Source organism: Ruegeria sp. YKSF070 (assembly GCF_059612725.1).
Map to the genome: position 1 here is coordinate 89,205 of NZ_JBXWRD010000006.1, position 26,016 is coordinate 115,220.

Here is a 26,016-nt window from a genome sequence, read left to right on the forward strand (position 1 = left end):
GGCATGGGTCTGTGGAGCTTTGTGAAGGATAGCGGCAAGAAGCTTTTTGGCGGTGGCGCGGAAGAGCCGCAGGTCGAGGCGCTGCAAAAAGAGATCGCGGATCTGGGACTGGACGCCAGCGGTGTCGAGATCTCGGTCGAGGGCGATACCGTCAAGCTGCACGGCGCGGCGGCAAGCGACGAGCTGAAGGAAAAGATCATCCTGGCGGTCGGCAATGTCGAAGGCGTGGGCGCGGTGGATGACCAGACCACCGGTGGCGGTGCCGAACCGGTGTTCCACACGGTAACCAAGGGCGACACCCTGTGGGCGATTGCGGAAAAGACGCTGGGCAAGGGCAGCCGCTACAACGAGATCTTCGAGGCCAACCGCCCGATGCTCAGTCATCCGGACAAGATCTATCCTGGCCAGATGCTGCGTATTCCGCAGGCCTGACATCAGCAGGCGAATTGCAAAAGGAGGCGACACGGTGGGCCGCCCCCTTGATTTCACCGCTCAAAGCGCTCGGGGGCGCAACGTCACCTTCCTTTCGCCGTTGCGTCACGGGCGCTTTCGCGGCGCCATCCGGTTATGCGCCAGCTTGCGCCGGGATGCGTTTCTTCGCATCTTGGGATCAAGGATGGAATGGCCCGGGAAACGGGCCCTTGGGGAGGATTGCTCATGCCGTTTGCCGGGCTCGAAGACCGCGCACGTGTCGAAAACGAAATGCCGTGGGAGGCGCGGGACGTTCCGGCCACGCTGCACAAGCTGCTGACGCGGACCGCGACACGGTTCCCGAACCACAACGCCATGAGCTATCAGCTGTTGTCGGGGCCGACCGACAAGGCCGAAACCCTGACCTGGTCGCAGCTTCTGTCCAAGGTCAACCAGGCCGCCAACCTGTTCCGCAGCCTTGGTATCGGCGAAAACGATGTGGTGGCCTATGTGCTGCCCAACACCAACGAGACGCTGATCACCATGCTGGCCGGTGCGGTGGCGGGCATCGTCAACCCGATCAACCCGCTGTTGGAGCCCGAGCAGATCGCGGCGATCCTGCGCGAAACCAACGCCAAGGTGGTGGTCACGCTGAAGCCTTTCCCCAAGACCGACATCGCGCAGAAGGTGGCCGAGGCGGTGCGCCACGCCCCGCATGTGACCACCGTGCTCGAGGTCGATCTGAACCGCTACCTGACACCGCCCAAATCCTGGATCGTGCCGCTGGTGCGGCCCAAGATGGCGGACAAGGAACATCTGGCCCACGCCGATTACCTCAGCTTCAACCGCGAAATGCGCAAGCATCCGACCGAGCTGACATTCGCGGATTCCGCTGGCGACCGGGTGGCCTGCTATTTCCACACCGGCGGCACCACCGGCATGCCCAAGGTGGCGCAGCACAAATATTCCGGCATGATCTATAACGGCTGGCTGGGGCATACGCTTCTCTTTACCGAAGAGGACACCATCATGTGTCCGCTGCCGCTGTTTCATGTCTTTGCCTGCCATGTCATCGTGATGGCGGCGGTGGCCTCGGGCGCGCATGTGGTGTTCCCGACCCCGGCCGGTTATCGCGGCGACGGCGTGTTCGACAATTTCTGGAAGCTGATCGAACGCTGGAAGGTCTCGTTCATCATCACCGTGCCGACGGCAATCTCGGCCAAGATGCAGCGCCCGGTCGATGCGGATATCTCCAGCGTCAAGACGGCGTTTTCCGGCTCGGCACCGCTTCCGGTGGAACTGTTCCGCCGCTTCGAAGAAGCGACCGGAGTCACCATCATCGAAGGCTACGGCCTGACCGAGGCCACCTGTCTGGTGTCTTGTAACCCGGTGGATGGCGAGAAAAAGATCGGCTCGATCGGCATTCCCTTCCCCTACACGGACGTCAAGATCATCAAGGGCACGCCCGATGGCCCCGTCGAATGCGCGGTGGACGAGATCGGCGAGATCTGCATCTCGAACCCGGGCGTCTATGCGGGTCACACCTATACCGAAGAGGACAAGAACAAGGATCTCTTCTACTACGGAACCCATCTGCGCACAGGCGATCTGGGCCGCTTCGACGCGGACGGCTATCTGTGGATCACCGGTCGGGCCAAGGATCTGATCATTCGTGGCGGTCACAATATCGACCCCGCCGAGATCGAAGAGGCGCTGCTGGGTCACCCTGCGGTGGCCTTTGCCGGGGCCATCGGCCAGCCCGACGCCCATGCCGGCGAGGTACCCTGCGCCTTTGTCGAACTGGTCGAGGGCGGCAAGGTGACCGAGGCCGAACTGATGGAGTATTGCAAGGTGCATGTGCATGAACGCGCCGCCCATCCAAAGCATATGACCATCCTGCCGGAACTGCCCAAGACCGCCGTCGGCAAGGTGTTCAAGCCCGATCTGCGCAAGAACGCGATCACGCGTGTCTATAACGGTGCCCTGACCGAGGCGGGTTCGGCCGCGCGGGTGGTGTCGGTGATCGATGACAAGAAACGCGGGCTGGTGGCGCAGCTTGCGGCACATGGCGCGACCGAGGGCGAGGTGGCCAAGGTGCTGGGCGCCTATACCCGGCCCTGGGAATGGGCAGAGTGAGTGGCGAGGGACAGCCGGTAGATTATGACCGGCTGCTCGATGCCGAAACGTGGGCCTTTGTCCGGCGCACGGCTGAGAGCTACCCCGAGGATGCGGTCTCGCTGAGTATCGAGGGTCAGCGTCAGGTCTATGACGCCATGTGCCGCGCCTTTCATGCGGGCCGGCCCGAGGGGGTACGGGCCGAGGATCGCGATGCCGACGGTGTCCCGGTCCGGCTCTACCGGGCGGGACAGCCCACGCGCACCGTGGTCTATGCCCATGGCGGCGGCTTCGTGCTGGGCGGGCTGGACAGCCACGACGATGTCTGCGCCGAGATTTGTGCCAGAACCGGTTACCGCGTGGTGGCTGTCGATTACCGGCTTTGCCCGGAACACCGTCACCCGGCGCAGCTTGACGATTGTCTGGCGGCTGTGGGGTGGGCCGAGACCGAATTCGGCGATCCCATCGTGCTGGCCGGTGACAGTGCCGGCGGCAATCTGATGGCCGCGGTGACGCATCGCTTGCGCGGCCAGCGCCGCGAGTTCTGGGGGCAGGTGCTGATCTATCCGCTGTTGTCGGCCCGGCCCGAGGCGCCTTCATACCGCGAACATGCCGAGGCACCGATGCTGAGCACGGCGGACGTGGCCTTTTACCAGTCGGTCCGTTTCGATGGGCCAGTGCCCCAGGGCGATCCCGGCTGGGCGCCGCTGTCGGACAGCGATTTCGCAGGCCTGCCACCCACTGTGGCGGTGACCGCCGGTTGCGATCCGCTGCGCGATGACGGGCGCGACTATTGCGCCGCCATCACTGCTGCCGGTGGCCGTGCCGCCTGGATCAACGAAGAGGGGCTGGTGCATGGCTATTTGCGGGCGCGCTCCAGTGTCACCCGCGCCGCCGACAGTTTCGAGCGGATCACCCTGGCAATCGAGGCGCTGGGGCAGGGGCTCTGGCCCTACGATTGACGAGAGTGCGGGCTCAGCCCGCGAAATCCCGGCATTGCTCGGGGATTGAAAGGTCGAACCAGCCGCCGCTCTTGACCTGCCAGTCGGGGGTGTGGGTGGTGACATAGGTCCAGCCGCCAACCGGAATATGAGCGTAGCCGACAGTGTCGCCTGGCAGAACCTGCCCGACCGGTGCGGTGCCATGGCCAGGTCCGGCGCGTAATGCGATCACCGGCCCCAGCCAGCCCAGGCAGGCGCTTTCGAACTCATCCCGCACCGGCAGGACCCAGAGCTGTCTCCGCCAGAACACGTCGTCCAGATCCAGCCAGGTCTGCCCGGTATCTACCTTGCAGCCATGGCTTTGCTCCAGCGCGCGGACTTGGGTGACCAGCCGTTGCTCGTCGGCGCCCAGGCTAACGGATTTTCCGGTGCAACCGCGATTGTCGAACACCGCCTGACCCAGCGTCGAGCCGAAACAATACCCGGCCCGGTCCATGATCAGGTTGCGGGTGAACCACAGGTCGTGACAGCCGTCATCGGCTAGAGCGGGCAGTGGTAGGGCAATGAGCAGGGCAAAGAGCAGGGCCAACAGGCGGCGCATCGTAAATTCTCCGGTGACTATGCGGTTGATCGAAACACCGCCAGCCTGACACGCCCGGCTATTTCAGGAAAGACCCTGCCTTCATCGTCTCGGCAATCGGTGCACCCAAACGATCGAGGATGGCCGGTGCCAGTTGCAGCTGGTCGATCACCGTATCAGGGTCCGGCCCCTCGGCATCACCGAAGTAATAAAGCGCGGTTTCCTGCTGCAACGGATGGCGCCCACCGTGATGGCCACGTTCGTCCTGACCGTGATCGGCGGTGACGATCACGTCATAGCCCAGCTGCCGCCAGCGCGGGATGAAGGGGGCCAGCATCTCGTCCATCACGAAACAGGCATGATCCATCTCGGTGCAGTCGTGATGGAACCGGTGTCCCATGCTGTCCAGCGTGCAGGTGTGCAGGACGCCATAGTTCAGCCCGAAACGCAGGCACAGATTGGTTAGGGTCGCGAACAGGTCCACATCCGAGGGCGTCATCTGGTTGTCATGGCCGTAACCGGTCATCGTATGGAACCGGCCATGGTTGATCGTGGCGCTGTCGGGCTCGTCATATTCGATGTCCCGCACATAATCGAACGGGTGGCGGTTGAAGAATTGCGACCAGAAACTGTGGGTAACCGCGCCGGTCACACCGCCGCCCGCGCGGACCTGGCTGAAGATATCCTTGTGTTCCATCCGGAACACGTTGCCGTTGCCGGTGCAGCCGTGTTCCTGCGGAGTGACCCCGGTATGGATCGAGGCATAGCAACTGGCCGAGATCGAGGGCAGCACCGCGCGCAGTTTCCACACTCGCGCCTCGCCGCTATCGACCCAGCCTTCGAGATTGCCGAAAAGCCGCCGGAAGTTCCGATAAGGGACACCATCTAGGATGATGAGAAGAAGCTTGCGGTCCATGAGATAACTCCGGTTCGGGACGCATTTTCTGGCACAGAAAATGCCTCAGATTTTTCGAAAAATCTGAGGCCAGACCCTGTATCAGGGTCTGGATTTCAGTTTCCGGCGCTTTCCATCTTGCGATGGGCGACCACCTCTTCCAGCCAGCCCAGACGCATCTCTGGCACCGAGCTGAGCAAGAGGTCGGTATAGTCGTCGAACGGCGGGCTCAGCACCTGGCTCTTGGGCCCGTAGCGGACCACCCGGCCCTGATACATCACCGCGATGGAATCCGAGATCGCCCGCACCGTCGCCAGATCGTGTGTAATGAACAGATAGGCGACATCCTCGATCTTTTGCAGGTCGAGCAGCAGCTTCAGGATGCCGTCGGCCACCAATGGGTCAAGCGCGCTGGTCACCTCGTCACAAATGATCATCTTGGGCTTGGCCGCCAGCGAGCGGGCGATGCAGACGCGCTGTTTCTGACCACCCGACAGCTCGGCCGGATAGCGATCAATGAACTTCTCGCCCATCTCGATCTCGTCCAGCAGTTCGATGATGCGCTTGCGCTTTTCGGCGCCGCGCAGCCCGAAATAGAACTCCAGCGGCCGGCCGATGATGGTGCCCACGGTCTGACGCGGGTTCATCGCGGTGTCGGCCATCTGGTAGATCATCTGCAACTCGCGCAAGTCCTCGCGCGAACGCCCGGCCAGATCGCGGCTGAGTTTGCGCCCGGCAAAGGTGATCTCGCCCTCGCGCGGGGGCAACAGGCCGGTGATCACCCGCGCCAGCGTCGACTTGCCCGAGCCGCTTTCGCCCACCACGGCCAGGGTCTGGCCGGGATGCAGATCGACGGTGACGTCATGCAGCACGTCAAAGGCCAGCCCCTTGTAGCGGGCCGAGATGCCCTTGACCGACAGCACCGGCTCGGGCGTCGGTTTCTTCTCCTCATGCTCGATCGAGCGAACCGAGACCAGCGCCTGCGTATACTCTTGCTGCGGGCGGTTGATGATCTGATCGGTCTCGCCGTACTCGACCATGTCGCCCATCCGCAGCACCATGATGTCGTCGCTTACCTGCGCCACCACCGCCAGATCATGGGTAATGTAAAGCGCGCCAACGCCGGTATCCTGAATCGCCTCCTTGATTGCCATCAGAACGTCGATCTGGGTGGTCACGTCCAGCGCGGTGGTGGGCTCGTCGAACACCACCAGATCGGGTTCGGGACACAGCGCCAGCGCCGTCATGCAGCGCTGCAATTGCCCGCCCGAGACCTGGTGCGGATAGCGCTCGCCGATATTGTCGGGATCGGGCAGGCCCAGCTTGGCAAACAGGGCGCGCGCACGCGCCTCGGCCTCTTTCTTGGTGAACTTGTTCTGTTCCACCGCCGCCTCGATCACCTGTTCCATGATCTTCTTGGCCGGGTTGAACGAAGCCGCTGCCGACTGGCTGACATAGGTGACCTCGCCGCCGCGCAGGCCACGGATATCCTTGAGCGAGGTCTTGAGGATGTCGCGCCCGTTGACCCAGACCTCGCCGCCGGTGATCTTCACGCCGCCCCGGCCATAGGCCATCGAGGCCAGACCGATTGTCGACTTGCCGGCCCCGGATTCACCGATCAGCCCCAGCACCTTACCGCGCTCGAGGTCGAAATCGACCCCGTGCACGATTTCGATGTCATGCGGCTTTTCTCCCGGCGGATAGACGGTGGCGCCGATCTTGAGGCCACGGACCTTGAGAAGCGGTTCGCTCATCCCCGGCCTCCTTTCAGCGATGTGGTGCGGTTCAGCACCCAGTCGGCCACCAAGTTGACCGAGATGGCCAGGGTGGCGATGGCCACGGCCGGGTAAAGCGCCGCGCCGATGCCATAGACGATGCCATCCTTGTTCTCTTTCACGATGCCACCCCAATCGGCCAGCGGCGGTTGCACGCCCAGGCCCAGGAACGACAGGGTCGAGATGAACAGCACCATGAAGATGAAGCGCAGACCAAGCTCGGCCACCAGCGGTGACAGGGCGTTGGGCAGGATCTCGCGAAAGATGACCCAGACGCGGCCCTCGCCGCGCAGTTTGGCGGCCTCGACATAGTCCATCACGTTGATGTCGACCGCCACGGCGCGGGCGAGGCGATAGACACGTGTGGCATCGAGAAAGCCCATCACCAGGATCAGCACCGGGATGGTCACCGGCACCATGGCCAGCACCACCAGGGCGGTGATCAGCGAGGGGATCGACATGATCAGGTCCACCGTGCGCGACATCAGCTGATCGGCCCACCCGCCCAGCACGGCGGCCAGAAAGCCCAGGATCGACCCGGTGGTAAAGCTGAGGATGGTGGCCATGGTGGCGACAAAGATGGTGGTGCGCCCGCCATAGATCATCCGGCTCAGCAGGTCGCGGCCGATATTGTCGGTGCCCAGCAGGTATTCGCTGCTCGACGGTTCCCACACATCGCCGACCACCTCGGCCATGCCATAGGGGGCCAGCAGCGGGGCAAAGATCGCCCCGATGAAATACATCGCCGTCAGGACCAGGCCGATGGCGGCGGAAATTGGAATATTCTTCATTTCGGATGCCTCAGTCTGGGGTTGGCCAGAATGGCAACGATATCGGCGACCATGTTCAGACCGATATAGATCGCGGCAAAGATGACCCCGCAGGCCAGCACCACCGGCACGTCACGCTTGGTCACGTGATCGACCAGATACTGCCCCATGCCGGGATAGACAAACACCACCTCGACCACGACAACGCCCACCACCAGATAGGCGAGGTTCAGCATCACCACGTTGACGATCGGTGCGATCGCATTGGGAAAGGCGTGGCGATAGATGATCTTGAAGTTGGTCAGCCCCTTCAACTCGGCGGTCTCGATATAGGCCGATTGCATCACGTTCAGGATGGCGGCGCGGGTCATCCGCATCATATGCGCCAGCACCACCATGGTCAGCACGATCACCGGCAGGGCGATGGCGTTCAGCTTCTGCCCCAGGCTCATGCTGTCATTGATCATCGCCAGTGGCGAGAACATGCCCAGCTTCACCGCGACGAAATAGACCAGAACGTAACCGATCAGGAACTCGGGGATGGAAATGGTGGTCAGCGTCACCGCCGAGATCACCTTGTCGGGCCAGCGGTTGCGATAGCGCACGGCCAGAAGACCCAGGAAAATCGCCAGCGGCACCGACACGATGGCGGCCCAGAAGGCGAGGAATAGCGTGTTGCCCAGACGCCCGCCGACCGATTCGGCAATGTCGAGCTTGTTGGTCAGCGATTTGCCCAGATCGCCTTGCAGAATGCCGCCCAGCCATTCGAAGTAGCGCGTCAGCGCGGGACGGTCGAGGCCCATTTCCTCGCGCAGGTTCGCCAGGGACTCGGGGGTTGCGGACTGTCCCAGGACGGCTTGCGCGGCGTCTCCGGGAAGCGCTTCGGTCAGGCCGAAAATCAGGGCTGAAGCGCCGAAGAGGAGCATGAGTCCCAGCGCAAGGCGCTGGGACACAAGTTTCACGATCGGGTGCATGCTGCCGGACCCGGATCAGGCGAACCACATTTTGCGGGTGACCTGACCGCTCATCAACTCGCCGTTGGGGTCGGTTTCCCAACCGGCCAGCGTGTTGCTGGTCGCGTCCACGAAGTCGTTGAACATCGGACAGATCAGGCCGCCTTCGTCGCGCAGCATCATACCCATCTTCGAGTAGATCTCCTTGCGCTTGGCCGAATCCAGTTCGGCGCGGGCCTGGAGCAGCATCGCATCGAAATCGGCGTTCTTGAACTTGGTGTCGTTCCAGTCTGCCGTGGACAGGTACGCGGTCGAGTACATCTGATCCTGCACCGGACGCCCACCCCAATACGAGGCGCAGAAGGGCTGCACGTTCCAGACCTCGGACCAGTAGCCATCGCCAGGCTCGCGCTTGATCTCCAGCGGGATGCCAGCGGCGGCCGCGGTCTGCTGGAACAGCGCGGCGGCGTCGACGGCGCCGGGGAAGGCCACATCCGACACACGGAGTTCGATGGGCGAGCCGTCGTGACCGGATGCCTTGTAGTGCTCGGCCGCCTTTGCCAGGTCGAACTCGCGTTGCGGGATCGCGCTGTCGAACAGGGGATAGGCCGCGTTGATCGGCATGTCATTGCCGACCGAGCCGTAGCCGCGCAGGATCTTTTCCACCATCTCTTCGCGGTTGATGGCGTATTTCAGCGCCAGGCGCAGATCCTTGTTGTCGAACGGCGCCTTGTCCACATGCATGATGAAGACATAGTGGCCGCGGCCCGGGGTCGAATGCACGGTCAGGTTCGGCGCACGGCTCAAGAGGCCGGCGACCTTCGGTTCAACGCGGTTGATGATATGCACCTGGCCCGACTGAAGTGCTGCGGTCCGGGCGGTGGCATCGTTGATGACCAGGATTTCCACGCCGTCGAAAAAGCCGTCATCGCCCCAGTAGTTGGCGAATTTCGAATAGACGTGGCGCACGCCCGGTTCATTGACTTCCATCTTGTAGGCGCCGGTCCCGATGCCCGCGCCCGGATCGTCCATGCCGCCATCGGGCTGGATGATCAGGTGATAGTCGGCCATCAGATAGGGAAGGTCGGCGTTGGCATCTCCCAGAGTGACATGGAAGTAATCGCCGTCGACCTTCATCGACTCGATGCCCTTCATGATGCCGAGCGCGCCTGATTTCGAATCCTCGTTCGAGTGGCGCTGCATCGTCTTCAGCACGTCCTCGGCAGTCAGGGTCTTGCCGTTGTGGAATTCGACGCCTTGACGGATCTTGAAGCTCCAGGTCTTGGCGTCGGCGCTGGCCTCGACGCTTTCGGCCAGCCGGTTCTCGATGGTACCGTCCGGGGCCACGTTCACCAGCGTATCGCCGAACTGGTTGCCGTTGTGATAGGGTACCTGGCTGGCATAGGTGGCGGGGTCGAGCGAGTTGGTCGACTCACCGCCGACCGAGCCAAGTTTGACCACGCCGCCGCGCTTGGGCTCCGAGGCTCGTGCCGCCTGCGCAAATATCGAACTGGCCACGGCGGCCGACACGCCCAATGCGGCGGCCTTGCCCATGAACTCGCGGCGGGTCATTTTGCCGGCGGTGACCCGTCCGGCCATATGTTCGAGTTGTTCGTTCATCTAAATCTCCCCTGTTGAGTGGTCGCGCGTTCTTACAGCACGGTTTTTGTTGACTGACGAATCAAGGTTTGCGTATTTCGCCCCTTCGGGCAAGCGGGAATGTCTGGCGACTGTCTTTCCTGCGGTCAGAGCATATCACGCCGAACTTGGCTGGATTTGTCGTTCTCATATATCTTTACGTCGTTTTCATAGGCTTCAATCGAGGCTTTGAGGTAGAAATGCTCTGCGTCCGACCACATTTCGCTCCGGGTTTCCGTCCGTAAAGAAAGATCGCCCCGTCCGGTTTCCGCGGTCCAGTGGCAGATACCACGGGCCGAAGCGGGATCGTCGGGGTGAATCACCCATTCCTCGCGCGCGATGGTGCCAGAGATGGCGCCATGTTCCATGTCCTCAACCAGGCCGGCATCGTCTACGATGGTCAGCCTTACAGCGCCTGTGGCCTTGTCGATCTCGGTGCGGCGGGTGTTCGAGCCTTCGCGCAGGGTGCGGATCTGCCAGGGCGGGTCTGCATCTTCGGGCGGAAAGACCCATTCGTCCGTCTCGCCTGCCGGCCGCTGAGGAAGGTCGATGGCGGCCTCGTGCAGAGTCAGGCAGGTGCGCTCTGGCGAGGGCCAGATCATCGGCCAGTATGACGACGAGATTGCCACCCTCAGCCGGTGCCCGGCGGGCACGCGATATCCGATATGATCCAGGTCGAAGGCGATGTCATAGATCCGCCCCGGCTCCAATGCCTGCGGTGCCGCATGGCTGTCGCGATGGGTCAGGTTCAGCACGCCCCAGGTGATCCGGGCCGAGGTGCCATCGGGCAGCACATGGTTCAGCCGCACCGCGATCTGCGCCTGCGGCTTGTCCGCGCTCAGCCGCAGCCGGAGGCGAGGGGCGCCGACGATATCCATCCGCTGGGGCAGTGGGGCGCTGTCGAAGGTCACCGACAGCGCATCGTCCAGCCGCTGGTCGCCCGGCAATTCCGGCCCGGCCCAGAACGACCCGTATTCGCCGCAATCCATGCCCGCGTGCAAGGGCGTGCTGACCTGCGCGGTCAGCGGTCCTTTGGGTCCCAGCCCGTCATCGCTCAGATGCAGGGTTTCCATCGGGAGGTGGCGGGTCGCACCCGTCTGTTCAGCGATCCAACGTCCGGGGCGGAACCGGCTTTTGGTCTCGGGCGGGATGCCGTCCATCACATAGGCGCGATAGTCAGGCTCATCCTCGACGCCGTTCTCTATGCCCTTCAGCCAGCGATCCCACCAGCGCAGTGCCTCTTGCAGGAATCCGATGCGGGGGCCGGGAATGGCGAAATGCGGGTATTTGTGAATCCATGGCCCGTTGATGCCCTTAGCCACCGTTTGCAGGTTTTCCACCAGATGCGGTACCGTGTTCATGTAACTGTCGCCCCAGCCGCTGATGGCCAGCGTGGGCGTTTTGACCGCGCTGAAATCCTCGCAGATCGAGCCATGTTGCCAATAGGCGTCGCGAGTCTGGTGCCGCAACCAGGTCTCGGGCAGGAAGGTTTGCGCCCGCAGACGCTCCAGCCACATGTCGCGCCAGGCATCGCCTACCAGCGCCGGATCGGGCGCGCGGGACGAGAAACACCACATCGTGGCCCCCCAGCCCAGGTTCTCGTTGAGCAGGCACCCGCCCTTGAAATGGATATCGTCCGCATAGCGGTCGACGGTGGAACAGAGCGTGATGATCGCCCTAAGCGGCGCGGGCTGCATCGCCGCGACCTGAAGCGAATTGAACCCGCCCCAGCTGATCCCCATCATCCCAACGGCGCCGCTGCACCAGGGTTGCTTGGCCAGCCAGTGGATCACCTCGACGGCATCGTCCAGTTCCTGTTGGGTGTACTCGTCCTCCATCAGGCCCTGGCTGTCGCCATTGCCGCGAATGTCGACGCGGATGCAGGCATAGCCGCGCTTGGCGATCCACGGATGGGTCAGCGCATCGCGGGCGCAGGTGCCATCGCGCTTGCGATAGGGCAGGTATTCCAGGATCGCGGGCACCGGATCGTCGCCCGCATCGACCGGACGCCAAACCCGGGCCGACAGGCGGGTGCCATCGGACAGGGTGATGCCCTTGTCGGCCAGTTCTTCGATCTCGCGCAGGGTATTCTTTTGCGTCATGCGCAACTCTCTCAGGCTGTTGTGTGGGCGCAGGGTTGGATTGCGACGTTTCAGGTGCGAAGCGCGACCAGCAGGTCCATTACATTGGTGCCAGTGGGGCCGGTCACCAGCAACGCCCCGGCCCGTTCCAGCCAGTTGCCGCTATCGGCTGCGGTGAGCGCCTCGGCAGCGCCCTTGCCCCAGGTTTGGCCGGTGACGATGGCGCCCGCCGCATCGGTGGGACCATCGGTGCCATCCGTGCCGCCGACCACCACCACCAATCCGGGGTCACCCGCGATCTCTCGGGCTAGGGCCAGGGCCAGCGCCTGATTGCGACCACCCCGACCCGGATTCGGCGGCAGGACCACGGTCGGCTCTCCGCCCAGAACCAGCACACCCCGCGGCATCGCCCGCAGCCGCGCCCCGATGCGAGGCACCAGCGCCGCCAGATCGTCATGCAGGGTTTCCTCGTTGCGCAATACCTCCAGACCAAGCGCGCGCGCACAATCGCAGGCCGCCGCCCGTGCTACCGAATTCGAGGCGACGATGCGTGTGCTGGCGGCAAAACCGTACGCATCAGGCAGCGCCCCGATGCCCGAGCCGATCACCATCAGGTCGTCGCCCGGCACATCCGAGATCGCCAGCACATCGGCGCGCTTGCCTTTGAAACCGGCCAGCAGCCCGCCGCCCTTGATCCGGGAAATCTGCCGCCTGCGGGCGTTCATCGCGGTGATGTCCAGCCCCTCGGCCAGCATCGCGCGGTTGAGCACGGCCAGATCCTCCAACGTCTTTCCCGCCACCAGGTCTTCGGCCAGCGAGGAGGCGCCGCCCGAGACCAGCAACAGCAGGTGACTGCCCTCGGCCATCGCCGCGACCGCCTGCCGCAGGGCGCGGCCCGCCATCAGGCTGCGGGCGTCGGGCACTGGATGCGCGGCCTCGATCAACTGGACCGAGGCAGGCAGTTCGGCGCCATGGCCATCCTTGGTGACCACCAGACAGGGCAGCGGCCCGAAGTGGTCAAGTGCGGCGCGCGCCATGCTGGCGGCGGCCTTGCCCACCGCTAGGATGCGATCGGGGCGGGACAGATCGTCAAGCGCGGCAAAGGTGGCGGCATAGCCACCGACTGCATCGACCCCGGCTTGCCAGATCGCCAATGCCTGATCATGCGCCGTTGTCATATGTCCATCCAGATGGTGACAGGCCCGTCATTCAGTAGTTCGACCTTCATGTCGGCGCCGAACCGGCCGGTTTCGACCGGCATCCCCTGCGCGGCCAGTTGCGCGGCGAAATATTCGTACAGCCGCTCGCCCTCGGCAGGAGGGGCGGCGCTGGAGAAACCCGGACGGTTGCCGCTGCGGGTATCTGCGGCCAGGGTAAACTGGCTGACCACCAGCGCCGCGCCGCCGATATCCAGGACCGAACGATTCATCTTGTCCGCCGCATCCTTGAAGATGCGGAGCTTGGCGATCTTGGCGGCCAGCTGGTCGGCTTGCGCCTCGCCATCGCCCGCCATGGCGCAGACCAACACCAGCAGGCCGGGCCCCGTCTGACCGACCACCGAACCGTCGACGGTGACCGAGGCATGAGAGACTCTCTGGATCAGGGCGCGCATCGACGCCCCTTATCCGCGCCAGTCGACGATTTCGTCGAGCGCGGCGCGTTCGGTACGAAAGCTGTTGGCCGGATGGTCGGTATCGGCATAGCCAAAGGAGATGGCGCAGAGGATCAGCCGGTCCTCGGGGATCTCGAAGTAGCGGTGCAGGAACGGCGCATACGAGGCCACGGCGGCTTGCGGGATGGTCGCCACCCCCAGCGCCTGTGCGGCGAGCGTGAATGCCGCGACAAAACCGCCACAATCCATGGCGCCATAGCCACCCAGCTCGGCCGGGCTGGAGATGATGGCGCAATGGGGTGCGTCAAACAGCGAGAAGTTCTTCATCATCTGTTCCGCCGAGCCGGCCCGATCCCCTTTTTCGACGCCCACCGCCTCATAAAGCGCCCAGCCACAGGTGCGGCGGCGATCCTGATAGACGCCGGAATAACCGGAGGGAAAGGCAAGGTCAGGTCCGGGTGTGCCTGTCATGGCCTCGTTCATCAGCGCGGCACGAAAGGCATCGGTCTCGGCCCCGCTGGTCAGCGTCACCTGCCAGGGTTGCGCATTGCACCAGCTGGGTACACGGCAGGCGGCAGCGACGATCCGCTCGATTTCGGCGCGTGGCACCGGATCGGCGCGAAAGGCACGGCAGGAGTGGCGCGCGCTGAGCAGCGCTTCGAACTCGGTCAGGGTCATCGGATAGGTCTCCTCTTCCCGGCACAATGGCCGGGAGCATTGGCGGACGCAAGCATATCGGCGGGCAATTTGCGCCGGATCAAGGAGGCGCGACGGCGGCTGTGTCAGAATCAGATCAAACCATCAAAGGAGGACCGACAATGGTTGAAAAATCAGATCACGCTGGCCTCTGGCCGTCGCTTTACGATCCGTTCCGGAATTTCGGTGCGCGGCTGGCGGATTGGCTCAGCCCCGCGACCGAGGCCTCGGGAAATGACAATGCCTACGACATCGCAATGGAACTGCCGGGTGTGTCCGAGGACGATATCGAACTGTCTGTGGAGAATGGTGTCGTGACCATCCGGGGCGAGAAGCGCACCCATGAAGAGAAAAAGGGCGACACCTGGTATTTCTCGGAGCGGCAATACGGCGCGTTCCGCCGCTCGTTCCGCCTTCCCGAGGATGCCGAAGGTGGCAAGGCCGAGGCAACGATGAAGGACGGGGTGCTGCATGTCCGCGTGCCCAAACGGGCCAAGGAGGCCCCGGCCGTGGCACAGAAAATCGCGATCTCGCGCGGTTGACCCTGCCTGCCCGGCCCGCGCGCACCGCGCGGGCCGGGTATTGAGGTGTGGAAGATTTTTCGACGAAAAATCTTCTGCGTCCGGTGGGGATATTTGCAGCAAGAGGAAAGGGTGGCGTTACTGGTTGAGCGCCATCAGGTAACCTATCCCTGCTGCGACGAGCAGGCCGAGGGTCACCGCAATTGTGATCTTGATCGCCGACCAGGGGCGTTCGCCCTGTACACGCCCGGTGCGGCCGTTGACCACGAACCGATAGGTGGCGCCGCGGTACTTGTAGGCGGCGAGCCATACTGGCAGCAGGATATGCTTGAAGGTCACGTCCGACACCGTGGTGTCTATGGCGTGAATGCGTTGTTGGTCGCCGCCGATATCGAAACGCACGTCGCGTTCGATGATGCGGGCCATGTGCGCGCGCGCCTCTCCATGCGCCTCGGCGAGGTCGACGGTATAGCCTTCGGCCCGGAACCCGGCCAGATATTCGGGGCGATAGGGTTCGAGCGCGGCCAGATCCCAGGGTTCCAGCGCATCGGTGTGCGATTTCGGCAGCGAGCGCGAGGCGAGCACCAGAACATCGTCGAAGAACCGCGCCACCCGACCCGATTTCGGTGACCAGCGGATCTTTGGCACTTGTTCGGTCACGGTCTTGCCGTCGCGCACCACGCTGCGGGTTTCGTAATAGATGGTGCCGCGCTCACCCCGATAGCTGGATTTGGTATCAGCGTCGAAGGTCCAGTAAGGCACATAGATGCCCTGCATCCGGCGCCCCTTGCGGGCATAGTCGCGCAGCCCGTTCGGCGCGAACCAGAGCCGGCCCAGCCAGTCGGTCATGGCCTGGTGAGCGCTGCGTTCATCCAGAGAGAAGGGCAGCACGCCGCGCGGTTTGATATGTCGGTGGATGCCGGTATCGGTCACCACCGGTGTGGCACAGAATGGACATTCGGCGGCATGGGTATCGGGATCGAACTCCACCTGAGCCGCGCAATTCGGGCAGGAGAGGACGCGGGTCTCCTCGATCTCGGCCTCGGGCAGGGCCTTTGCCATCGCGGCCTCGAAATCCAGCTCGCGCAGGCTGGCGCCCTTCCACGGGTCGCCACGCATGGGTTCGGTATGGCCGCAATGGTCGCAGACCAGCGTACCCGCGCCCGGGTTGAACCGGTAATCGGCGCCGCATTGGGCGCAGGGAAAGCGGTGTTCCTGCACCGGTGCCGGGGCGGCACCGGGCGGTAGCGGGGGGAGATCGGTCATGCCTCAGCCCTGTGGTCTGGTGATCCGGGTCAAGCTTCCGTCCTTTTTGACATATTGATGCCAGATCGCAACCAACGCATGTGCCAGCGCCACCAGCATCAGGGCGCTTCCCACCGTCTCGTGCAGCTCACCCACGGTTTCGGAATGGGCGTTCCAGGCCACCGCGCCCAAGGCCGGCGTCAGCACCATCAGCAGATAGAGCAGGCGGTGACCCCAGGTGGCGGCCATCTCCATCAATGGCGTCGAGCCGGGCAGCGGGCCGGGGGCGCCCTGCACGCGGCGTACCACGATACGGATCAGCACGAGGACAAAGACCGTGATGCCGAGCCAGACATGCGGCGTGTTGCCCTCGAACCCGGTGGCGCCGGACTTGATCCGGCTTTCCAGGGCGCGACCCATGTTCTCATGCGTGAGCCAGGCGGCAAGGATCAGGATCGCGATGACCCAGTGCAGCGCGATCTGAAGACGGGAGTAGGCGGCGCGTGAGGTCATTTCAGAAGCTCCTCTGACAAGTCATGCCCGGATGCAACGGACCAGCCGGTGATTTCCGTCGCTTCACGCTCCGGGCGGTGGTGGCGGCGGCGGCAGAACAGTGAAAAGCTGAGCCAGTTCGCGTACATCCTCGGCCCGTTTCCATCCGTCCTGACCCGGTGTCCAGACATAGGTTTCACGGGTCAGGGTGCCTTCGGTTGCCATTCGGCCCATCTTGGCCTTGGAAAACGGACCCGAGGTCTGCCCGTCGACCGCGATGTGCCAGACATGTTCGACAGGCGGCGGCGGGGGGGCAGCGGGCGCGGCCGTAGCGGGGGCAGCGCCCCAGGGGCCGGGCTGGGCCATCTGCTGGGCCATGGCCATGCCCATGCCGGCGCCAAGGCCGGCGGCCATCCCACCACCGGCAGGGTTGGAGGCGGCGGCCGTCATCGCCTCGGCCGCCGAATACTGGGTGAACTTGCCCAGATCGCCCGCCAGCCCCATCGAGGTTCGCTTGTCGAGCGCGGCCTCGACCGCGGGTGGCAGGCTGATGTTCTCGATATAGAATTCGGGCATCTCCAGCCCGTATTCAGTAAGTGGCAGCGCCACCTGCGCCGCGATCAGCTTGCCCAGATCGGCGGTGTTGGCGGCCATGTCCAGGACCGGAATGCCCGAACCCGCGATCACCCGCGAGAACTCCTGCACGATGATGTTGCGGATCTGGAAGCTGATCTCGTCCATGGTGAATTCGCCATCGGTGCCGACGATCTCGGAGAGGAAGCGCGCCGGGTCGGTGACCCGAGCCGAATAGGTGCCAAAGGCGCGAATACGGGTCGGTCCGAACTCCGGGTCGCGCAGCATGATCGGGTTCTTGGTACCCCATTTGAGGTCGTTGAACCGGGTCGTGTTGACGAAATAGATCTCGGATTTGAACGGCGATTTGAACCCGTGATCCCAATGGTTCAGCGTGGTCAGGATCGGCATGTTGTTGGTTTCGAGCATGTAGAGCCCGGGCGTGAACACATCCGCCAGCTGCCCCTCGTGGACAAACACCGCCGCTTGCCCCTCGCGCACGGTCAGCTTGGCGCCGTACTTGATCTCGTGGCCCTCGCGTTCGAACCGCCAGACCATCGTGTCGCGGGTGTCATCGGTCCAGTGGATGACGTCGATGAACTGGCCGGACAGGAAATCGAATATACCCATGTCGAGTGGTCCTTTCTCAAGTGGGGGTCAGAGCGACAGCCCCAGTTTCTCTCGCGCGATGATGCGGATCACCGGGCGGGCTTCTTCGGCGCTCATGCCCGGCGTCAGGCGCGGATCATAGAGCATGGACAAGAGTTTCTCGTCCTGATCGGTGAGCAGGGCAAATTCGTCATCGTCGTTGAAGATCGACGGGCGTGCCGCCGGGCTGTCATTGGCCAGCCCCAGACCCTGGGCCATCTCCTCGTGCACGCAGCTGAGCCGCACCAGGTCGGGATGTTCGGCCCGGATCAGCGCCACCGCCCGCATATAGCCATAGGGCCGGTCGGGATCGGCGGCGGCGAAGACGAAACAATAGATATCGCGCGGCAGGTTCACGAACAGGTCAAGCTGTTGGTCGCGAATGCCTGGCACCAGATGCCGCAGACGCTCCTGCACGAAGGGGCCGTCATCCAGCCCGGCTACGAAGACGTGGAAATTAGCGCCGCGCGTCACCGCCGAGACCGGGTGCCCGGTCAGACGACCCAGCCGGGCGGCGTAGTTCTCGACCGCGCCCTTGTCCTTGGCGCGCTGGTCGAGCGGTACCGAGGGACCGAACTCGACCCCCACCTTCACCGGGCCGGGCCAGCGGCTGAGAAAGCCTTGCGACCGGCCGCCGGTAGGCAGACCGGCGCCGCTGTCATATTCGTTGAAGAAGGCGATGTTGATGAAGTTGCGCTCCAGATCCTCGGCATCATAGGGCGTGTCGGGACCGCCCCCGTCGGTCCGCAAGAGGCCCCGGGTGAGCAGATCGTTCTGCACCGCCGAATAATAGCGGGCCAGATCGGCGCTGGCGGCAGAGCGCGGCGTGACCTCGTCGCCCGCCGGAGCCAGCCCGGCGGGGCGCGAAGGCGGCACCGGCGAGCTTTTGGGCGGCATGTCGCAGCCCGCCAGCAGCGTAAGCGCCGCAAGAACGGCGGCGCAGGTTCTGGCTATCTGTCGGTGTCCGCTCACCCGTTCAACCCGGAACCGCGGTGCCGGCATTGTCGCCGGTGCCATCGGCGCGGGCGCGGGCGGCGGCCAGCGTGTCGCGCAGCTCGGCCTCCATCTTCTTGAGCTCTTCCTCGGCGGCGGCACGCCTGGCCTTGCCTTCGTCGGCGATCTGGAGGCTTTCCTGGATGGTGCCGATCAGGTCGGCGTTGGCCTTTTTCACCGCTTCGATGTCGAAAACACCGCGCTCCATCTCTTGCCGGATCAGCTTGTTGCTTTCGCGCAGGTTGGCAGCGTTCGAGGTCAGAAGCTCGTTGGTCAGGTCATTGGCGTCGCGCACGGCGGCGGCGGCCTCGGCGCTGCGCTGGATGGTGACCGCCTGCGCCAGCTGGGTTTCCCAGAGCGGCACGGTATTGACTAGGGTCGAGTTGATCTTGGTCACCAGCGATTTGTCGTTTTCCTGCACCAGCCGGATCGAGGGCAGCGATTGCATCGTCACCTGGCGGGTCAGTTTCAGGTCATGCACCCGGCGCTCCAGATCGTCGCGGGCGGCGCGCAGGTCGCGCAGCTCTTGTGCCTTCATCACCTGTTCGCCCTCGGGTGCCGCATCGACAGCGGCGGCCAGTACCGGGATGGCCTGGCTGTCCAGTTCGGTCAGCTTTTCCTCGCCCGCCGCGATATAAAGCGCCAGTTCGTCGTAAAACCGCAGCGTCTTTTCATAGAGCAGGTCGAGCGACTTGATGTCTTTGAGCAGCGTATGTTCGTGGCCCAGCAGGTTGTCGGTGATCTTGTCGATCTGGGCCTGCACCTCTTCGAACCGGGCGGTGAACTTGGCAAAGGGGGCGGCACGGCCGATAAGCCTTTCCCACCAGCTGCGTTCGCGGCGCACGTCCAGTTCGCTGACGGAAAATCCGCGAATGGTGGTGACGATGCTGCGCAGGCTGTCACCTGCCGGTCCCACATCCTTGTTGCGGACATCGGCCAGCATGGCCTGGCTGATCTCCTGCAACTCGGCCTGCGCGCCGGATCCGAAACGCACGATCGAATTGGTGTCGCCCATGTCGATCTCGCCCATGCGGCGCCGGATCTCGGTTCCGACCGGTTCGTCGGCTTCGGCCAGCGGTATCACTTCGGCGCGGGGTTCGGGCAGGATGACGGCGGTCACTTCCTCGACCAGGCCAACCGCCTCGGCCGCTTTCTTCTGAATGCTGTCGGACATCGGGGTTCCTTTCGGGTTGGTCCGGTCAGTCGAGCCGGACGCCTTCGCGCTGCAAGCGGTCGCGCAGCACGTCGATTTCTACGGTCAGATCGCTGCGGTCATCCAGCAGCATCTTGCGGGTTCGGGCGGCAAAGTTCTGCTCAAGATCATCGAGCAGGGCCAGATAGTCGGCGCGCGCGCCGGCATCGCGGGTGCGGGCGTGAATATCGGCAAATTTCACCGTCGCGTCGCGGGCGCCGCGCAGATAGACGGTCAGGTATTTGCGGGCGCCGGTCAGATCGCGCGGGTCCTCTTCGACGGTACGAAACAGCTCGCGCGCGGTGGCCTGAAACCTCTCGACCCGTGCGTCCAGTTGCCGATCACCGGCGCGACGTATCGCGTCGGACATCTCGTCCAGCACCCGCTCGGCCTCGCCCACGGCACGCGCGACCCGGTCCTGCTGAAAGGTGTCGACCCCCTCCATCCCCTTGTCGCGCATCGGATCGGGGCCAAAGGCCAGAAGATGCAGCGCCGAGGCCGCGACCCCGAACAGCACACCTGCCAGGATCGACGCTTCGCCTGACATCATCCCGGATTTATAGACCGCAAGCGCGGTGCCCAGCCCGGTCAGCGCGGTGGCGAACAGCTTGCGGGGAATTGCGGGACGGCGTGCGACCCGGCGCGCGTGATAGGCGGCCTCGGCCCTCAACCCCTCGCGCAGCAAGAGCGCCGCGCCTGTCCAAAGGCCGGCCGCCGCCAGCCCAAGCACCAGCCCGATGGCGCCATCGTTCAGCGAGGTAAAGATCAGCGGAATCGCGGGCACGAACAGCGCGTTGGCGCGGGCACCCGCCGGATCGACCCGGGCGCCGTCGAACTGGCCGCGCGGGGCGGGTTCGGGCTGTTGCTCTGCCTCGGGGCTGAATTTGCCGCCATACCGTCGTGCCATCGGGTCAGAGCCCTCCCAGCCAGCCGGTACTCACGCCAAAGAGCAGCACCAACAGCGCGGCATAGGCCAGTTTCTGCACACCGGTCTGCGACAATGGTTTCCCCTCCGAGCGGCTATCGACGCGAATCTAGGCGATGCGGCGCGGGCTTGCTAGGGGGAAGGTTACGAACTGCGGCTCAGGAACGCGGTTTGCCGCCGCCGGGGCGCCGGGGCGGTTTGCCGCCCGGTTTTGCGGCAGGCCGGGCGCCGGGGCCCGCATTGCGCCGTCCTGTGCCGGGTTTGGCCGTCCCGGCCGCGCGCGGTTTGCCTGTGCCTTCGCCGCGGGGTTTGGGGGGGCCACTCGCGCGACCCTTTGCCGAAGAGTTTCCGCGAGAAAGCGCTTGTGTTGACGAGCCCGGCTTGCGCTGGCGTTGAGGTCGGGCGGGGCGTTCGTCGGTTGGCTTGTCCTCGGCATCCAGCCCAAGTTGGTCACGCAGGACGCGGCGGCGCACCTCCTCGACCTTGCCGGGTGCAAGGGTGCCCAGCTGGAACGGACCATAGGAGATACGGATCAGCCGGTTCACCACCAGCCCGATATCCTCCATCGCGCGCCGGATCTCGCGGTTCTTGCCCTCGCGCAGGCCGACTGTCAGCCAGGCATTTGCGCCCTGCTGACGGTCGAGCGTCACGATCATCGGCTGGAACCGCTCGCCCTCGATGACGAGCCCTTGGCGCAGCGGTGCAAAATCCTCGTCCTTGGGCGTGCCCTTGATCCGCACCCGGTACCGGCGCAGCCAGCCGGTCGAGGGCAGTTCCAGCTGCCGCTTGATGGCGCCGTCATTGGTCAGCAGCAACAGCCCCTCGGAATTGAGGTCGAGGCGGCCCACGCTCATCACCCTCGGCATCTCCTCGGGCAGGTCGTCGAAAATGGTCTTGCGCCCCTTTTCGTCGCGCGCCGTGGTCACCAGCCCTGTGGGCTTGTGATAGAGCCACAGCCGCGCCGGTTCGGCGGCGGCCAGCGGCGCGCCATCGACCGTCACGCGGTCACGCTCGGTCACGTTCAGCGCCGGGCTGTCGATCACCTTGCCGTTGACCGCGACGCGGCCGGCCTCGATCATGCGTTCGGCCTCGCGGCGCGAGGCGACGCCCGCGCGCGACAGGATCTTGGCGATGCGCTCGCCGGGGGGAGGGGTGTTGCTCATGCCCGCGCAATAGACCATTTGCCGCGCTTGCGGAAGATGGATGATCGGGGCAGGTTCGGGCATGGTTTTCAGATCGCACATGGATCAGGCGCTGGCGGAGGCGCGCGCGGCGGGCGCGCGCGGCGAGGTGCCGGTGGGCGCGGTGATCGTGGCCCCCGACGGGCGCGTGGTGGCCGCTGCGGGCAACCGCACGCGCGAGACCTGCGATCCCACCGCGCATGCCGAGATCGTGGCGTTGCGCGCGGCCTGCGCCGCCGCCGGGTCCGAGCGGTTGGTGGGACATGACCTCTATGTGACGCTGGAGCCGTGTGCCATGTGCGCGGCGGCGCTGGCTGCGGCGCGCATCCGGCGAGTGTATTATGGTGCGGCGGATCCGAAATCGGGCGGGGTGGCGCATGGGGCGCGGGTGTTTTCTCACAGCCAGGCCCATCACGCGCCCGAGGTCTATGACGGCATCGGCGGAGAGGAAGCGGCGGAACTGTTGCGCGGATTTTTCGCCGAACGGCGGGACAAGGGAGCGGAGTGAGATGGAATTCAGGTTTCGCGAGGGCGAAGAGGTAACGGAACTGCCCGAGGCCACCGACGCGGGCGTCTATTTCATCGGCCGCATCCGCACCCCCTGGACCGACCGCAAGGACTGCCCCCGGCAAGGGCGCGAGGACGGGCCGGAATGCCGGATCGAGCTGGATGCGCGCTGGGCGCCTGCTTTGCGCGGGATCGACGTGTATGAACGCCTCGACGTGCTCTACTGGCTGGACAAGAGCCGCCGCGACCTGGTCACCCAGAACCCCAAGAGCGATGGCAAGCTGTTCGGCACATTCGCCCTGCGCTCGCCGCAGCGGCCCAACCCGATCGGCCTGTCACGTGTGCGGCTGGAGCGGGTGGAGGGTACCACGCTGGTGGTGCGCGGCCTCGATTGCCTGGACGGCACGCCGCTGATCGACATCAAGCCCAACCGGTGCGAGTTCACGCCCAAGGCGCCGCCGAAAGAAACCGTACAGGGCTGAGCGCGCCGTCGTCAGCGCTCTGCGGGCATCAAAGCTTGGTGAAATCCACATCTGACGCTAATCAAGATCAGGGCATGCGAAAGGCGACACGATGCGCAGAAGAGATATCCTGCGGGCAGGGGGCGCGTTTGGGTTGATGGGGATGGCGGGACAGGCAGGTGCGGCGGGGGCCGGGTTTCATGTGCCGCCCGAAGAGGCGCGGCATGATCGGACCTTCATGCAGTGGCCGGTCAATCGCCGGGTGCATCCCGATCCGGTCTTTCTGGACATGGCGCAGCAGACCATTGCCGATATCGCTAACGCGATTGTCGCGTTCGAACCGGTCGTGATGCTGGCCGCTGCCGAGGATCACGCGGGCGCCCGCAGAAAGCTGTCGGACAAGGTCGCGCTCTGGGACATTCCGACCGAGGATCTGTGGTGCCGCGATGCGGGGCCGCTGTTTGCGTTGGATGGGAAGGGCGGGCTGGCTGTCAGCCACATCCAGTTCAACGGCTGGGGGCGCAAGCAGGTGCACCGCCGTGACGCGCGTATTGCCGAGCTGGTGGCGCAACGCCTTGACCTGCCGCTGCTGCCCGCCGGGTTGCGGGGCGAGGCGGGCGGGGTCGAACAGGACGGCCATGGCCTTCTTTTGGCGCATGAAAGCTCGTGGGTGAACGACAACCGCAATCCCGGCCTGTCGCGGGCCGAGATCGAGGCGCGGCTGTTGCGCGCCTATGGGGCGCAGAGGATGATCTGGACGCAGGGCGTCTGGGGCGAGGATATCACCGATTACCATATCGACAGCCTGGCCCGGTTCACCGGGCCGAGGCGGGTGCTGATCAACCTGCCCGACAATCCCGATATGGAGGATCCGTTCCACCGGGCGGCGCTCGATACCCATGACGCGCTGGTGGCGGCAGGGCTGAAGGTCGAGGTCATTCCCGAACCCCACCGGCGGCGGGTCAAGAGCATCGACTTTGTCGCCTCTTACGCCAATTACTACGTCTGCAACGGCGCCGTGATCGCGGCCGAGTTCGGCGATGCCGAGACCGACCGCATCGCCGCCCGGGCGCTGGCGCGGCACTATCCGGGGCGCGAGATCGTCACGCTGAACGTCGATCCGCTGGGCGAGATGGGCGGCGGCATCCATTGCGCCACCCAGCAGATGCCCGCCACATGAGCTGGCTTTCGCGACATGCGACCTCGATCGAGGCACTGGCTTCCATGGCCACCGCCGCACTGGCCTTGGCGGCGCTGATCGGGGTCAAGATCCAGCTTGACGAGGCCGACCGCCTGCAACGCCAGCAATCCGCGCGCGAGGCGTTCCGTGCCCATCTGGCACTGGCCGCGACGCTGCCCGATTTTGCTGCGCCCGCAGACGAGTGCCGGATGCTCCATTCGGATCGGGGTGGCGCCTATTCCGCCTTTGTCGACCACCTTCTCTATTCTGCCGAACAGATGCTGAGCGTCAGCGAGGGCTGGGAGACGTCGTTCCTGGACCTCTTCGAACCACACCGGACCTATCTCTGCTCTGACGAGTCGCAGGGGGGCGAAACCGAGGAGACCGCCGCCCTGCTGGCGCGGTTCCGGGCCTCGGCCTGCGCCAAAATACCTCCCTGCAATTGAGCCGGGTCAGCCTCTGACCACGATCTCGCGCGGAATATCGGCCAGGCATTTGCCACCCTCAGGCGTGATGACAAAGCTTTCGGTGATCGCCACGCCCCAGTCCGGGGTCCAGAGGCCGGGCATCAGGTGAAAGGTCATGTTCTCGGCCAGCGGCGTGGTATCGCCGGGCCGCAGGCTCATGGTGCGCTCGCCCCAGTCGGGCGGATAGGAAAGGCCGATGGGATAGCCGGTGCGGTTGCCTTTGACATATCCCGCCCGCGCGAAGCTTTCGTACACACAGGCGGCGACCTCCTCGCAGGTCACGCCGGGGCGGGCGCGGGTCATGGTGTCGTCGATCGCGGTCAGGATCGCCTCTTCGGCGCGGCGGATATCGGCGGGCACCTCGCCCAGATAAAGCGTGCGGCTGGCAGGGCAGTGATAGCGGTGATAGCAGCCCGAGATCTCGAAATAGGTGGCCTCGCCCCGGGTCAGCGGTCGGTCGTTCCAGGTGATATGCGAGGCCGAGGCCTCCAGCCCCGAGGGTGCGATGGGGGCAATCGCAGGATAGTCGCCGGCCAGTCCATCGGGGCCTGCGACGCCTGCCGCCTGTACCTCGGCCACCAGTTCGTGCTTCGGGCGGCCTTCGCGGAACCCTTCGCGCAGGACCGAATGCATATGCGCGGTCAGCACACCCGCCTTGCGCATCAGGTCCAGTTCGGCGGGGCTCTTGACTGCACGTTGCCAGTTCACCAGCCCGGTCGCATCCGACAGCGCGTCGCGGCCAAAGGCGGCTTCGAGCACCGCGTGGGATTTGGCCGAGTAATAGTAATTGTCCATCTCGACCCCCAACGCCCGGGTCCAGCCGCGGTCGCGCAGCAGGGTCACCAAGGCATCGACGGGATGGTGGTCGGCATGCTGGACATGTTCCTCGGGCCAGTCGAACAGGTCCTCGGGTGTCAACCATGTGGTCTGCGCGGCACCCGGCTTGTCCTGCGTCCGCCCCCACCAGAGCGGGTTGCCGCTGGCATGCAGGATGACCAGTTGCGGCACGTAAAAGCTCCAGCCGTCATACCCGGTGAGCCAAGCCATGTTCGACGGGTCGGCGACCAGAAGGGTCTCGACCCCAGCCGCCGCCATTGCGGCACGGGTGCGGGACAGGCGGTCGGCGTATTCGGTGGTGGAAAAGTCGCTGGCTGGCATTGGCAG

At 64.7% G+C, this 26,016-nt stretch carries 26 protein-coding genes; 8 read left to right on the plus strand and 18 right to left on the minus strand.

Going from position 1 to position 26,016, the window contains the following annotated elements:
* The first annotated feature begins 3 nt into the window (after positions 1 to 3).
* The 3 genes from lysM (at position 4) to AC2FL1_RS04945 (ending at position 3,488) form a co-directional block, all read left to right on the plus strand.
* Entirely contained in the window at positions 4 to 432 is a 429-nt protein-coding gene (gene lysM / locus AC2FL1_RS04935; protein ID WP_496828218.1) for a peptidoglycan-binding protein LysM, read from the plus strand.
* 225 nt (positions 433 to 657) lie between these two features.
* Complete coding sequence (locus AC2FL1_RS04940; protein WP_234144733.1) at positions 658 to 2,547, plus strand: acyl-CoA synthetase; 1,890 nt, start codon at positions 658 to 660, stop codon at positions 2,545 to 2,547.
* A complete protein-coding gene (locus AC2FL1_RS04945; protein ID WP_496876166.1) occupies positions 2,535 to 3,488 on the plus strand; it encodes an alpha/beta hydrolase in 954 nt (317 codons plus the stop codon). The genes AC2FL1_RS04940 and AC2FL1_RS04945 overlap by 13 nt, the downstream gene beginning before the upstream one ends.
* A 13-nt stretch (positions 3,489 to 3,501) precedes the next feature.
* Here the strand turns inward: AC2FL1_RS04945 and AC2FL1_RS04950 are convergent, their stop codons facing one another.
* The 10 genes from AC2FL1_RS04950 to AC2FL1_RS04995 all read right to left on the minus strand — a co-directional run bounded on the left by AC2FL1_RS04950 (position 3,502) and on the right by AC2FL1_RS04995 (position 14,449).
* Positions 3,502 to 4,068, minus strand: a complete 567-nt coding sequence (locus tag AC2FL1_RS04950; protein ID WP_496828212.1) for a DUF4453 domain-containing protein — start codon at positions 4,066 to 4,068, stop codon at positions 3,502 to 3,504.
* Positions 4,069 to 4,126: 58 nt separating this feature from the next.
* A complete protein-coding gene (locus AC2FL1_RS04955) occupies positions 4,127 to 4,963 on the minus strand; it encodes an alkaline phosphatase family protein (RefSeq protein ID WP_496876167.1) in 837 nt (278 codons plus the stop codon).
* A gap of 95 nt (positions 4,964 to 5,058) precedes the next feature.
* Positions 5,059 to 6,696, minus strand: coding sequence for an ABC transporter ATP-binding protein (locus AC2FL1_RS04960; RefSeq protein ID WP_496876168.1), 1,638 nt, complete (start codon positions 6,694 to 6,696; stop codon positions 5,059 to 5,061).
* Positions 6,693 to 7,508, minus strand: coding sequence for an ABC transporter permease (locus AC2FL1_RS04965; protein ID WP_496828206.1), 816 nt, complete (start codon positions 7,506 to 7,508; stop codon positions 6,693 to 6,695). The genes AC2FL1_RS04960 and AC2FL1_RS04965 overlap by 4 nt, the downstream gene beginning before the upstream one ends.
* Positions 7,505 to 8,461, minus strand: a complete 957-nt coding sequence (locus tag AC2FL1_RS04970; RefSeq protein WP_164128392.1) for an ABC transporter permease — start codon at positions 8,459 to 8,461, stop codon at positions 7,505 to 7,507. Before AC2FL1_RS04970 ends, AC2FL1_RS04965 begins: the two co-directional genes overlap by 4 nt.
* Positions 8,462 to 8,476: 15 nt before the next feature.
* The gene (locus AC2FL1_RS04975; protein WP_496876169.1) at positions 8,477 to 10,060 is read right to left on the minus strand and encodes an ABC transporter substrate-binding protein; all 1,584 of its coding nucleotides are present in this window, start codon (positions 10,058 to 10,060) and stop codon (positions 8,477 to 8,479) included.
* A gap of 125 nt (positions 10,061 to 10,185) precedes the next feature.
* Positions 10,186 to 12,180, minus strand: coding sequence for a CocE/NonD family hydrolase (locus tag AC2FL1_RS04980; RefSeq protein WP_496876170.1), 1,995 nt, complete (start codon positions 12,178 to 12,180; stop codon positions 10,186 to 10,188).
* Positions 12,181 to 12,230: 50 nt separating this feature from the next.
* Positions 12,231 to 13,337, minus strand: coding sequence for a DUF4147 domain-containing protein (locus tag AC2FL1_RS04985; protein WP_496876171.1), 1,107 nt, complete (start codon positions 13,335 to 13,337; stop codon positions 12,231 to 12,233).
* A complete protein-coding gene (dtd, locus tag AC2FL1_RS04990; protein WP_496876172.1) occupies positions 13,334 to 13,771 on the minus strand; it encodes a D-aminoacyl-tRNA deacylase in 438 nt (145 codons plus the stop codon). The genes AC2FL1_RS04985 and dtd overlap by 4 nt, the downstream gene beginning before the upstream one ends.
* Before the next feature lie 9 nt (positions 13,772 to 13,780).
* On the minus strand, positions 13,781 to 14,449 hold the full coding sequence (locus tag AC2FL1_RS04995) for a nitroreductase (protein ID WP_496876173.1): 669 nt from the start codon (positions 14,447 to 14,449) through the stop codon (positions 13,781 to 13,783).
* A gap of 140 nt (positions 14,450 to 14,589) precedes the next feature.
* On the opposite strand from AC2FL1_RS04995, the gene AC2FL1_RS05000 reads away from it, so the two are divergent.
* A complete protein-coding gene (locus AC2FL1_RS05000) occupies positions 14,590 to 15,009 on the plus strand; it encodes an Hsp20/alpha crystallin family protein (RefSeq protein WP_234139694.1) in 420 nt (139 codons plus the stop codon).
* A 117-nt stretch (positions 15,010 to 15,126) separates the two neighbouring features.
* On the opposite strand, the gene AC2FL1_RS05005 is transcribed toward AC2FL1_RS05000, so the two are convergent.
* From AC2FL1_RS05005 to AC2FL1_RS05035, 7 genes are all read right to left on the minus strand, one after another.
* On the minus strand, positions 15,127 to 16,254 hold the full coding sequence (locus AC2FL1_RS05005) for a TFIIB-type zinc finger domain-containing protein (protein ID WP_496876174.1): 1,128 nt from the start codon (positions 16,252 to 16,254) through the stop codon (positions 15,127 to 15,129).
* 3 nt (positions 16,255 to 16,257) lie between these two features.
* Entirely contained in the window at positions 16,258 to 16,746 is a 489-nt protein-coding gene (locus tag AC2FL1_RS05010; RefSeq protein ID WP_234144742.1) for a cytochrome b, read from the minus strand.
* 63 nt (positions 16,747 to 16,809) lie between these two features.
* Entirely contained in the window at positions 16,810 to 17,928 is a 1,119-nt protein-coding gene (locus AC2FL1_RS05015; protein WP_234144743.1) for an SPFH domain-containing protein, read from the minus strand.
* Between the two features lie 27 nt (positions 17,929 to 17,955).
* Complete coding sequence (locus tag AC2FL1_RS05020; RefSeq protein WP_496876175.1) at positions 17,956 to 18,918, minus strand: DUF2927 domain-containing protein; 963 nt, start codon at positions 18,916 to 18,918, stop codon at positions 17,956 to 17,958.
* A gap of 4 nt (positions 18,919 to 18,922) precedes the next feature.
* Positions 18,923 to 20,113 carry a toxic anion resistance protein gene (locus tag AC2FL1_RS05025; RefSeq protein ID WP_496876176.1) on the minus strand — a complete coding sequence of 397 codons (1,191 nt, stop codon included), beginning with the start codon at positions 20,111 to 20,113 and terminating at the stop codon, positions 18,923 to 18,925.
* A 25-nt stretch (positions 20,114 to 20,138) separates the two neighbouring features.
* On the minus strand, positions 20,139 to 21,038 hold the full coding sequence (locus AC2FL1_RS05030) for a 5-bromo-4-chloroindolyl phosphate hydrolysis family protein (protein WP_496876177.1): 900 nt from the start codon (positions 21,036 to 21,038) through the stop codon (positions 20,139 to 20,141).
* 176 nt (positions 21,039 to 21,214) lie between these two features.
* Positions 21,215 to 22,219: a pseudouridine synthase gene (locus tag AC2FL1_RS05035; RefSeq protein WP_496876178.1), complete on the minus strand. Its 1,005-nt coding sequence runs from the start codon at positions 22,217 to 22,219 to the stop codon at positions 21,215 to 21,217.
* Between the two features lie 61 nt (positions 22,220 to 22,280).
* Between AC2FL1_RS05035 and AC2FL1_RS05040 the strand changes: the two genes are divergently transcribed.
* From AC2FL1_RS05040 to AC2FL1_RS05055, 4 genes are all read left to right on the plus strand, one after another.
* Complete coding sequence (locus AC2FL1_RS05040) at positions 22,281 to 22,745, plus strand: nucleoside deaminase (RefSeq protein WP_234165956.1); 465 nt, start codon at positions 22,281 to 22,283, stop codon at positions 22,743 to 22,745.
* 1 nt (position 22,746) lies between these two features.
* A complete protein-coding gene (gene tsaA, locus AC2FL1_RS05045) occupies positions 22,747 to 23,226 on the plus strand; it encodes a tRNA (N6-threonylcarbamoyladenosine(37)-N6)-methyltransferase TrmO (RefSeq protein WP_234139703.1) in 480 nt (159 codons plus the stop codon).
* A 91-nt stretch (positions 23,227 to 23,317) separates the two neighbouring features.
* Entirely contained in the window at positions 23,318 to 24,385 is a 1,068-nt protein-coding gene (locus tag AC2FL1_RS05050; protein WP_496876179.1) for an agmatine deiminase family protein, read from the plus strand.
* Positions 24,382 to 24,831, plus strand: coding sequence for a hypothetical protein (locus AC2FL1_RS05055; protein ID WP_496876180.1), 450 nt, complete (start codon positions 24,382 to 24,384; stop codon positions 24,829 to 24,831). The genes AC2FL1_RS05050 and AC2FL1_RS05055 overlap by 4 nt, the downstream gene beginning before the upstream one ends.
* A 6-nt stretch (positions 24,832 to 24,837) precedes the next feature.
* On the opposite strand, the gene AC2FL1_RS05060 is transcribed toward AC2FL1_RS05055, so the two are convergent.
* Positions 24,838 to 26,010, minus strand: a complete 1,173-nt coding sequence (locus AC2FL1_RS05060) for a M24 family metallopeptidase (RefSeq protein WP_496876181.1) — start codon at positions 26,008 to 26,010, stop codon at positions 24,838 to 24,840.
* Positions 26,011 to 26,016: the final 6 nt, after the last annotated feature.